Annotated in this window: 6 protein-coding genes; 3 read left to right on the forward strand and 3 right to left on the reverse strand. The window is 31.8% G+C overall.

Going from position 1 to position 11699, the window contains the following annotated elements; translation table 11 throughout:
• The first annotated feature begins 631 nt into the window (after positions 1–631).
• Positions 632–3415, forward strand: coding sequence for a dynamin family protein (locus DN394_RS22650; protein ID WP_097914720.1), 2784 nt, complete (start codon positions 632–634; stop codon positions 3413–3415).
• 98 nt (positions 3416–3513) lie between these two features.
• Here the strand turns inward: DN394_RS22650 and DN394_RS22655 are convergent, their stop codons facing one another.
• From DN394_RS22655 to DN394_RS22670, 3 genes are all read right to left on the reverse strand, one after another.
• Positions 3514–5433 (reverse strand): LTA synthase family protein, encoded by a 1920-nt coding sequence (locus DN394_RS22655; RefSeq protein ID WP_098091922.1) that lies wholly within the window; start codon positions 5431–5433, stop codon positions 3514–3516.
• Between the two features lie 466 nt (positions 5434–5899).
• Positions 5900–7237, reverse strand: a complete 1338-nt coding sequence (locus DN394_RS22665; protein ID WP_098091920.1) for an NAD(P)/FAD-dependent oxidoreductase — start codon at positions 7235–7237, stop codon at positions 5900–5902.
• A 265-nt stretch (positions 7238–7502) separates the two neighbouring features.
• Positions 7503–8300: a cell wall hydrolase gene (locus DN394_RS22670; protein ID WP_149294258.1), complete on the reverse strand. Its 798-nt coding sequence runs from the start codon at positions 8298–8300 to the stop codon at positions 7503–7505.
• Between the two features lie 284 nt (positions 8301–8584).
• Between DN394_RS22670 and DN394_RS22675 the strand changes: the two genes are divergently transcribed.
• Both DN394_RS22675 and DN394_RS22680 read left to right on the forward strand, forming a co-directional pair.
• The gene (locus tag DN394_RS22675; RefSeq protein ID WP_098091918.1) at positions 8585–10426 is read left to right on the forward strand and encodes a S8 family peptidase; all 1842 of its coding nucleotides are present in this window, start codon (positions 8585–8587) and stop codon (positions 10424–10426) included.
• Between the two features lie 177 nt (positions 10427–10603).
• A complete protein-coding gene (locus DN394_RS22680; protein WP_149294259.1) occupies positions 10604–11584 on the forward strand; it encodes a phosphatidylinositol-specific phospholipase C in 981 nt (326 codons plus the stop codon).
• Positions 11585–11699 lie beyond the last annotated feature (115 nt).

The raw sequence follows: 11699 nt of genomic DNA on the forward strand, positions 1-11699 counted from the left end.
AACACCTGTTCTTTATAGTGTTTTTTAATTGGGAAAGTATGTGTACCAGAGCCGTTTTTGTATGTTTTATTGATGGGGTTTTTTAGAGGGATTGTTGTAGTTTCAGTAAATTCATATGGGTAGTTTATTTTAGATTTATCTTCAAACATGAAAATGCCTCCTTTTAGGATTTCCTGAATTCTTTACTATAACATGATATGCATATAGATTTTTTTTGGACTAGTTATTTATAGAGGTTAATGGAATTAAATTACGTAACTACTGAAATATTTTAAAGGAAAACAATGTGAGAAATATATGATAATGCTTCTTTTATTTATTAGGGAAAGAAATATTGCATATATATTCGTTATAAATTGTTTTTATAATATGGTTTATATAGACTTTTCCTGATAATATAATGCGGGAGATTATAGTGTTATTAGGTTATTAGGAACATTTAATGCTGTTTCACAACTGAAAGGAAAATGAAAAAAAACTGAAACTTTTCTCATAAAAATTCAATCTAACTTGAAAAATGAAAGGAAAATGAAATTTTCCAAAAGATATTCTTTGTTAAGATAAAAAGCATACATACAAAAAGTATTGACATATCTGAAAAATGTATTTTCAAGATATAGTGGGGGAAAAGATGAGAGTAGAAAAACAATTAATAAAAAAGATGTATTATGAAACATTCCTAATGGAGAATGAAACAAAATCACCTCTTGACGTACTTGGAGAAGCTTATGTAAACGAAGAAAGAAATGAGATTTCTGATGGATCTTACATTCGCTTTGCACAAGGTGAATTTTATTATCGCCATCAAGATTTTGAAGCAGCTATTTTTAAATGGGAGAAAGTTAGTAATGAATTAGCACCATGGGCACAAAAAAATATTGCCGATGCTTATTTCGAGCTTAATCAATTACCAGTTGCTGAAAATGTTTATACTTCCATTACTACTGATAATATAATATTGATGACGGAGATTAGATTACAATTACTTTCTCTTTACATAGAGCAAAATAATTTTGAATCTGCCTTCGCTGTTATTAAAGAAGCAGTTTCTTTAAATCCGGATTATCCAAATGTCACAAAAATTGCCCGTTCCTTTTATGAGGAGCAGCAAGATTTTGATAGTGCAGTAGAGCTTGCTGTGAATGAGTTAATTCGAACAGAATCTTATCCGTGGTTTGAGGTTTTAAAAGGATATATCGATAAAAGATTTACTAAACATATTTCACCAGATTATTTTTATGAAGTATTAGTTACGTTAAATAATGTAGATCAAGTACAATTTACGCAAATGGTTTCATCACTTTGGAATAGTTATAAAAACGAACAAAATTACTTATTATGGCTTAACACAATAAATGAATTTTTCTTACATATTGAAATACATTCGTCCGATATATGGGACAAAATTTCTTCTCTTTACGAAGGAACGTACTTTGAATTAATTCAAGGTCAATATATCCTTAAACAATTGCACGATATCATTCCAAACTTGTTAACAAATTGGTTAAAGGTAGTCAATCCATCTTATGCTGTATTTCCAGCAGCAGCTGTATTGGCATGGGATGAGATTTTCCCTTCTAAAATAGATTCAGCAAATATAAAACATGCGGAAAACCTGTTGTTATATTCTATTAATCATGTGGATGGCTTAGAGTATAGTTTGCATCTTTTTGAATCTATTACAGAGTGGGCACAAAAACATAATATAGAAATGGGTCACCGATTTAGATGGTTAGTTGGCGAGCTCGCAGATTTAAGCACAAATCGCATTTTAGTAACGGGAACTTCAGGAAACGGAAAAACTACATTTATTAACTCTATATTAGGAGAAAATATATTAGAAAAATCAATTTCAAATGTAGTAGTTTTAAAAAATGATGCGCACACAGAAATTAACGCCATAACAGACTCTACAATTACAACAACTGAAGATGTCTCCGATTACCATCATATGATGTCGCAGCACCATCAAACATATAGAGACAGAGCATGTGTTGAATTTAAATTACCATGCAGATTTTTAAGTGAAAATAAACTTACATTTGTAGTTACACCTGGATTTAATAGGAATAACGATACTAGAGATGAGGTATTCGAATATTTAAATTCTGTAGACGAATTGCTATTCGTATTGAATGCGGATTCACCTTTTACTGACAAAGAACGTGATATTCTATTAAGCATTCAAGAACATACACCAAATTTAAAACTGCATTTCTTATTAAATAAAATCGATAACATTTACAGTGATGCAGAAGTGAAAAGAGTATTACATGATACGCAAGCGAGAATAAACACATATTTCCCGCATGCGAGAATTTTCCCTTACTCTTCGTTATATACAAGTAGTCAACAATTAAGTGATTTAACGGAGTTTATTCATTTTAACTTTAATCATAAAAATATCGATGCAGCACGTACGGAGAAGCTATTGTTTTTCATTCGAAAAACAATTACATATCTATTGGATAAACGCGTTGAGAAAGAAAACAATTTAGTGGATTCTATTCATTGGAATGAAGATATGCTAGTGAAACTAAATGGTAGCATTAATAATCTTACTACTTTTGAGAAGGAAAAAATTCATTTCATTACAAAATCATATCGCACAATGAAAACGGAAATTACAAATGATCTTACTGAAAATATTCCGAAGATATTACAGCGTTGTTCGGATTTAATTAGTGAAGAAAGCGATTTCGGGCACATTGATACGGAACTAAATAAAGCGATGAATGAAAGAGTACATAAATATTTAGAACAAACTGTATTACCTAATTTTGCTCTTTCTATGCAAAATTGGATTGCGATTTCTAATAATGAGCTCCTTCAAAGTCAATCGTACCTAGAAGAACTTAGTGAAGGACTTAATTCTTTATTAGGAGAAAATCGAATACAGTTAGAATGTGATTTTAAAGTGCTTGATGACTGGCGCAGAGATACTGACAGAATGACGACTAGAATACAAATGGATGAAGTAAATATTTTACGTCGCTTTACGCCAGCACAATTTTTACTGAAAAGTGCCGGTAAATTATTTGGAGTTCTTCCTAAAAACAAAGGTATGCTATATAACAAATACAAACAGTATGTAGAAAATGAAGATTATACCGAAGTAACGGCTTCTATTATGAAGAAATTTTTCTTGCAATTTGAGCTATTTGAAAACACGCAAGAGCGGGATATTAACATATTCTTTAGGAATCCATTTAACTCCTTGAAACAAGCTGTAGAAAACACTCATTTAGAAATACAAGAAAAACAAGAGATGTTACATAAGATGAAATCACAACCTGAAGTTTATCATGATTCTATCATGCTCTTTGAATTGAGATTACGTCAATGTGAAGTGATTTTAAATATAGGTGATGATCATACCTATACAGATGTAACTTTAGAAACAAACGTAGAATAAAAGTAAAATATACAAGGTTTTTATATGACATTGCATCATGTGTTATAAGAGAGTAAAAGGGAGCAACTGTAATAAGTTGCTCCCTTTTCATATTTAGATTATTTTTCAGTCTCTTTAATTTTAGTTTGTACTTCGCCAGTTTTAACTTTATTACTCTCTGAGAAACGTAATAAATCGCCTTCAATAATTTTGTCAGACATTCGTAATTCATTTTGTGCACGGTTAATGAGTGCTTGCGCTTCTTTTTTTGGTAAATCTACAATTTCACCTGTTATGCGGTCATAGAAAGTGTTGTTTGTGTATGCATACTTGTCTGTAATAAAGCTACCATCACGTAAAACAACAAAACCGGTATATTCATCTGAAAACATATCATGGCCAAAACGAATATCGTTCGTAGTATCAATTCCTAATAAATTTAGAATCGTAGGTTTCATATCGATTTGTCCCGTAGGCTTTGAAATTGTTTGACCTTCTGTTTGGCCAGGCATATGAATATATAAAGGTGTGCGTTGTAAATTTAAAGTGTCAAATTCTGTTATTTGATCTTTTTCTAAAAACTGTGCCATTGCGCGATTGTGTTTTTCAGAAATGCCATAATGATCACCATACAACACAATAATAGAATCATCATACATTCCTTCGGCTTTTAAGCGCTCAATAAATTTTTTAATTGATTCGTCTAAGTAACGTGCTGTTACGATATACCGATCAAATACGCCATTACCAGAGTTGTATGGTTCAATGAATTTTGTATCTTCATCATACGTAAATGGATAATGGTTCGTTAAAGTAAGAAAACGAGCGTAAAATGGTTGATCAACAGTTTTTAATATATCTACTGATTGATCAAAGTATTCGATATCTTTTAATCCCCAATTTAAATTTGTTTCGGGTGTAATTTTGTAATCAAGTTCATTATAGTAACGATCATAACCGAGAGCAGAGTACATAATGTTACGATTCCAAAATGTTGCGTTATTCGCATGGAATACAGAAGTGAAATAACCTTGCTGACGTAAAATTTCTGGAGTCGCAGTATAATCATTGTTACCGTGCGTGAAAAATACAGCTCCTCGATTTAATGGATACAACGACGTATCGATTAGAAATTCAGAATCGGATGTTTTTCCTTGCCCAGTTTGATGGAAAAAGTTATCAAAATAATAGCTTTCATTTATGAATTCATTCAAGAATGGTGTCACTTCTTGGCCATTGACTGATGCGCCTATTAAGAAGGTTTGCAGGGATTCAAGAGTAACGACAATTACGTTTTTTCCTTTCGCTGCACCAAACATGTTAGGGTTTGGCTCACTTTGGTTGGCCTTTACGTAATTTTCAGTTTCTTGTAATTTACTACTATCAGCAAGTGCCTTTTGTGATCCTGCTTTTACTTGCAGTGTTAAATCATATACTTGATGAGTATATAGTCCTAAATTTTTAACAAGCATGACTCGGTCGAATGATCTCGTTAATAGTTCAGGTCGTTCTTTTTCTGCAAGGTGTAGATTCGCAAAAAATACACCAAACGTTAAGAGAAAATATACGAGGCGTGCCGGATGAGTTACACGTCCTGTTTGGAAGACTAGTGCCTTCTTCTTTAACAAAATAAAGAAGAAAATAATGTCTACGAATGCGAGAATAATTCTGTAGTTCAATATTTCTATAATACTGCCGCCTAATTGGCCAAAGTTTGATGTTTGTCCAAGTACTGGTAACGTAACGAAATCACTATAAAAATCATAGAACATTACATTCCCAACAAGTACGATTGTTAATAAGAGATTAATACATAGCGCTATATAATTTCGCTTTTCACCGGTTGCAAATAATGCTAATCCGACAAAAGCTAATGATGCAGCAAGAGGGCTAATAAACAAAATAAGCTCTTGTGTAGAAGACTCAATTTTTAAATCAAAACTGAATCTTGTAATGAGATATGTTTTTAACCATACTGCTAACGCAATTATTAAAACAAAGCTTATATTTTGCATTTGTAAATTGATTTTATTTTTCATTTTTACACCTTCTTTATACAATTTATTTAACTCGTGTTATATATTATATTTTCATAACTATTAGAGTGTAATGAACCATTTAATGGTTTCTAAAGGTAATAATATGAAGTATTCATATACGTACAATGAGGAATTTTAAAGTATAAATCTATTTTTTAGAAACAGAGCAGAAAAAGTCATAGTTGTAGTAAAAAATACTTATAGACATCCTAACATATTAAACACTATGATGATGTTACAAAATATCGAACAAATGAAAGTGGAAATAAATAGAGGCTTTTAAAACTGTTGACATTCAATTTGTTAGAATTGAATGTCGATAGTTTTACCATACATAGTTATGTTACATATGTATCTCGTAAAATCCCGATTCTTGGCGGGATAATCATTAGCGGGGGAAGGACAAAGTACATAAATAAAGCGTTATGGAAGTTAAAATATTTGATTGCTATCTTAATGAAAGAAATTAAATATGAGATAAATATTTTCCAACATACAACCCACTTGCAGCAGCTTGAGATAATGAATGAGTGACGCCTGAACAATCTCCAACTAAAAATAGCCCATTTACACTTGTTTCAAAATGGTTATTGATTTTTATCGTAGGAGCATAGAACTTTCCGTCAATTCCATATAATAAAGTATCTTTATCGATCGGTTCTTGTATAAATTGTTCTAAACGTAATAAAAATTCTTTAAGCGCTTCAATATATAATGGAGGGATTTCTGTATGCAAATCTCCATAATCTCCTTGTAGTGTAGGCTGTATACGGTTATGCTTCATGCCGTTCTTTGTTGTAGGCTGTTTATTTAGTAAGTCCTCTAAGCGCTGTATAACAATCCGATCTCGTCCTTGGTTAATGTTTTTTATAATTGAACTTGCGTATATATTTGCTTCTTTGAGAGTTGAAAAATAGCGCGGGATAAATAAAGTGAAATTTAAGTTAGGTGTGCCAGTTCCTTTCTCTCGAAAATTTTGACCATCAGGCATAACTAAACCTTCTTCGTACTTTCTAATGATGTGTCCTTTTGGATTCATACAGTATGTAGTTGCGGTGAAGTGTTCATGCTCATAAGAAAGTTTTGTCTCAAATGTGTCTTTTAATATAGAACGTAATTGGTGTTCTTTCATCTCTACTCTAATCCCTAAATCTACACGGGTTTGCTCCTGAGAAATTTTAAGGGAAGTGCACATTTCTTTTAACCAATCCGCTCCGGAACGCCCAGTTGCAAATACTAGTTGCTTAGATTGAACTATTCCTTCATTTGTCTCTATTGTAAAATAATCTTTCTGCTTCATAATATGTTGTACATCTATATGAAATTGGATATTTATTTTCGTAAGTAAAAATTCATAGAGCTGCTGAAAAATTTTACTTGAAAGGGTAGTGCCAAGATGCCTTACTTCTGTTGTTAGCATTTGTAAACCACACGCTTCAGCTCTCGTATTGAGAGTTGGATTTTCTGTAGAGTATTTTGAAACAGAACTTCCTCCGAACTGACATAGAATTTCATCTACTTCAGCCATGAGTTGAATAAAGCTTTCTTTACCGACTTTTTGCTCAAGTTCTCCGCCAAATCCGTTTGTATAATTAAATTTCCCTTCAGATTTTCCTAAACCACCAAACCCGAAATATTTATCACATGTAGTACAAGTACACACTTTTCCTTCGTCTAAAGGACAATGGCGATCTTCTAGCGCTTTACCTTTATCAAGAATTAAAACCTTTTTGTTACTTTTAGCTAGTGAATAAGCCATAAAAATGCTACTTACTCCAGCGCCGATAATTGTAACATCATACATATTCTTTCACCTGCTAACGAATAGTTTGTTTTTATTTTTCTAGTGTATAACAATTTTATGAAGTTAAGAAATAGCTTTTATTAATAAAGAGGGAGTTTTTGAACTTGATGCTATTTTAATTTCTCCGAGTGGTGGGGTAAATACAAATGATTTTATTTGAAAGAAGAAATAGTTTTAAATGATCACTATGTCATATGATTAATAAAATCTAACATATAAAAAAACAGACCTTTCAAGTGAAGAGGTCTGTTAATGATTTCAACTCTTATTTAGCAAACAGATGGTTACCAATTACTGCTACTGTTTGACGTGTCGTAATCCATTTGTCTGTTGCTGTTTTTGGATTATAGAAATAAAGCCAATCAGAATGTATGCCATTTGTGGAGATAGCTTCTTCTACTGCCATTTTTGCTTCTGGGCTTGCAGGCTGATTAATTCTTCCATCTGTAACAGGAGTAAAGGCATATCCGTATTTAATAGGTTCATAAATAACGCCTGTTATTGTATTTGGAAAACCTTTTGCGTTTACACGATTTAGTATAACTTTTGCTACAGCTACTTTACCTTTATAGGATTCGCCACCTGCTTCAGCGGTAACTAAGCGTGCCATTAAGTCTTTTTCTTTTTCTAAAATGCTTGAGTTAATTTTTAAATGTTGTCCTGTATAAAGCTTGTTTCCGACTGTATTGTTAATTTGCTTTATAGATTGAACGGTAACATTGTAACGCTTTGCTATCGTTTCTAATGAATCTCCCGGTTGTACTTGATAAATAATTTGTCTAGAAATATTCGCAGGTTTGACGTTTTGACGAACGGTAATTTCATTAGAGTTCATGGAACCTGGAATATGTAACTGTTCGCCAATAAAAGTTTGATCGTTTCCTTTATTATTAGTCTGCTTAATGGATTGTATTGAAACGCCGTATTTTTTACTAATGCCCCAAAGTGTATCATTTTTTTTTACTGTGTGGATGGTAGAAGCTTCAGCTGTACTTTGATGACATACGAATGTAATTGCAGCTGCAGATAAAGGTATTATATATTTTATTTTTAGTAATTTCATTGTAAATCCTCCTAAGAAAAAATTAAGGTGAAACTGTTGAGTAATGTAGTTTGAAATGTTTATATACGTTATATATTAATGTAAGTATATTAGCACATATAAAATAAATAATCACCAAAAGTTTCTTATTCATGTAGTGTAGAGTCCGAATATGAAATATTGCATATGAAAATACATTGAAGTTCATATTTCTGATTACTATAATCTATTTAGTAGAAAGGGAATACGTAATAGAAATAAAATCATTATAGATTAATATAATGATTAATAGGAGGATTGATGTAATGAAAATATTTCAAAAAATGTGTGCGTCAACTGTAATCATTACAACACTTTTAGGAATAGGAGGCACTATCAATAGTGTACATGCTGATTCTATAGAACAGCAGAGTAAATTAGGAACAGAACAAGAAACAGATAAGCAAATCATTGTAAAATTTAAAGCGGATTTGAAATTTCCATATGAAGATGGTATTGAAAAACAAATACAATCTCAAACGAACGATAAAGTAATAAAAGATCTTTTGACAGAATATCCAGATGTAACATTTACTCGTTTATTCACATCTGTAAGCCCGGAACAAATACAAAACCTTGAAGTGAAAGCACCCAATCATGTATCTACAAGTTTATTAAACTACTATATTCTTCAAACTCAATATAGTGGGCATGAAGAAGAACTAGTAGATAAGTTAAAGACATCTTCTTTAATAGAAGATGTGTATATGAAGAAACAAGAAAAAATAACACCACCGGAGGTAGAACCATTAAGTGTATCTTTTAATCCGAATAACAATCCTAGATATGAAAAACAAGGTTATCTTGAAGCAGCACCATACGGTATTAATGCGCCTTTCGCCTGGGGAGTTCAAGGTGGTAAGGGAAGCGATGTCACCTTTGTTGATATGGAATATGGATGGTTATTAAATCATGAGGATTTAGTACACCAAAATATTGAATTAATGTCTGGAATAAATATAGATCAACATGTCGGTCATGGGACGTCTGTATTAGGAATTGTATCCTCTGAGGACAATAAAGTTGGGAATATTGGGATTGCGCCAAAAGCGAAAGCAAAGGTGATTTCTCAAATAAGAGATAACGGACAGTATAATACAGCTGATGCAATATTAAGTGCTGTAAATCAGTTAGAAGCTGGGGATGTTTTATTATTAGAGGCACAAGCTTCTTTTGATGGATATGGTGATAAATATTTACCTGTTGAAGTACAACCAGATATCTTTGATGCAATTCGTGCTGGTACAGATAAAGGTGTTGTAATTATAGAGGCTGGAGCAAATGGGTGGAATGATTTAGATCAATTTAAAGATAGAAATGGTAAACAAGTCTTAAATCGTAATAGTAAAGATTTTAAAGATTCAGGTGCAATTATGGTAGGAGCGGGCTCTTCATCTTTCCCTCATGAGCGTATGTGGTTTTCAAATTATGGAAGTCGGATTGATGTGTACGGGTGGGGAGAAAATGTAGATACAACTACAGCCGAGCAAAGTAGAAGTGCTGTAAATCTTTATACTACAAGCTTTAGTGGAACATCTAGTGCTTCGCCAATTATTGCTGGGGCAGCGACTTTAGTACAAAGCATTGCTAAAAAAAATGTAGGACAACCGTATAGACCAATTGAATTAAGAACGATATTAAGTAACCATAACACTGGAACGAAATCTAAAAATCCATATGCAGATAAAATTGGTGTTTTACCAGATTTGAAGTCTATACTAGTAAACTTAGGGTATGAACAAAGAGAACCGAACGGTGGGAATGAGTTACAAGTAACAGAAAATGAACCAAATAATGAACCTAGACAGGCAAATAAAGTTAACTTTCATACACCAGTGAAAGGAACGCTACATAATAGTGATAATGTAGATGTATTTACTTTCCAAATAGACTCACCAGAAAATATTAATATTTCTCTACTAAATGAACAAAATATCGGAATGACATGGGTACTTCATCATGAATCAGATTTAAATAACTATGTAGCATATGGTGAAAATGAAGGAAATGTAGTTAAAGGTACTTATAATGCAAGGCCAGGTAAATATTATTTATACGTCTATAAGTATGAGAATAAAGATGGTTCATATATGTTGAATATAAAATAAACGAAAGGAACTTCAGATGAAGTTCCTTTAAATTTTTCTAATTCAGTATATGTGAATGATTTTTTAACTTTACTTTTATGCAATATTTCATATTGATGAAATATTATTTATTTTTTACTCAACAGATTATATTATATTCAATAAGTTTGATATAAAACGGAAAAAGGAGGAATAATAATGAGCAATAAGAAGTTTATTTTGAAATTATTCATATGTAGTATGATATTTATCACATCTGTATTTGCTTTACATGATAAGCAAGTCGTTGCAGCTAGCTCTGTTATTGAATTTGAAAATTGGTCAAGATGGATGCAGCCTATACCTGATAATATCCCGTTAGCACGAATTTCAATTCCAGGAACACATGATAGTGGTACGTTCAAATTACAAAATCCAATTAAGCAAGTATGGGGAATGACGCAAGAATATGATTTTCGTTACCAAATGGATCATGGAGCTAGAATTTTTGATATAAGAGGGCGTTTAACAGATGATAATACGATAGTTCTTCATCATGGCCCATTATATCTTTATGTAACACTGCATGAATTCATAAACGAAGCGAAACAATTTTTAAAAGATAATCCCAGTGAAACGATTATTATGTCTTTAAAAAAAGAGTATGAGGATATGAAAGGGGCAGAAGGTTCATTTAGTAATACGTTTGAAAAAAAATATTTTGTTGATCCTATCTTTTTAAAAACAGAAGGAAATATAAAACTTGGAGATGCTCGAGGGAAAATTGTACTACTAAAAAGATATAGTGGTAGTAATGAATCTGGAGGATATAATAATTTTTATTGGCCAGATAATGAGACGTTTACGACAACTGTAAATCAAAATGTAAATGTAACCGTACAAGATAAATATAAAGTGAGTTATGATGAGAAAGTAAAGTCTATTAAAGATACGATCAATGAAACGATGAACAATAGTGAGGATTTAAATCATCTATATGTTAATTTTACAAGCTTGTCTTCTGGTGGTACAGCATGGAATAGCCCATATTATTATGCCTCTTATATAAATCCCGAAATTGCGGCATATATTAAACAAGAGGATCCAAAAAGAGTTGGTTGGGTGATCCAAGATTATGTTAGTGATAAGTGGTCACCGATTCTCTATCAAGAAGTTATAAGAACTAATAAGTCACTTTAAGTTTCACCATAATTTCATAGAAACAATGTAACGCTATTAAAAGTCTTGTGGAATTCCCATAAGACTTTTTATTTTAGTATTTGATGTTATGAGAATCAAAGTTCTTTGAATAGGT

Origin of the sequence: Bacillus sp. BB081 (assembly GCF_008368895.1) — a bacterium.
Lineage (GTDB): Bacteria > Bacillota > Bacilli > Bacillales > Bacillaceae_G > Bacillus_A > Bacillus_A wiedmannii.

Excerpts from the sequence above, each read along its gene's own strand:
- DN394_RS22650 (WP_097914720.1), top strand. The coding sequence starts at position 632 with ATGAGAGTAGAAAAACAATTAATAAAAAAGATGTATTATGAAACATTC.
- DN394_RS22655 (WP_098091922.1), bottom strand. The coding sequence starts at position 5,433 with ATGAAAAATAAAATCAATTTACAAATGCAAAATATAAGCTTTGTTTTA.
- DN394_RS22665 (WP_098091920.1), bottom strand. The coding sequence starts at position 7,237 with ATGTATGATGTTACAATTATCGGCGCTGGAGTAAGTAGCATTTTTATG.
- DN394_RS22670 (WP_149294258.1), bottom strand. The coding sequence starts at position 8,300 with ATGAAATTACTAAAAATAAAATATATAATACCTTTATCTGCAGCTGCA.
- DN394_RS22675 (WP_098091918.1), top strand. The coding sequence starts at position 8,585 with ATGAAAATATTTCAAAAAATGTGTGCGTCAACTGTAATCATTACAACA.
- DN394_RS22680 (WP_149294259.1), top strand. The coding sequence starts at position 10,604 with ATGAGCAATAAGAAGTTTATTTTGAAATTATTCATATGTAGTATGATA.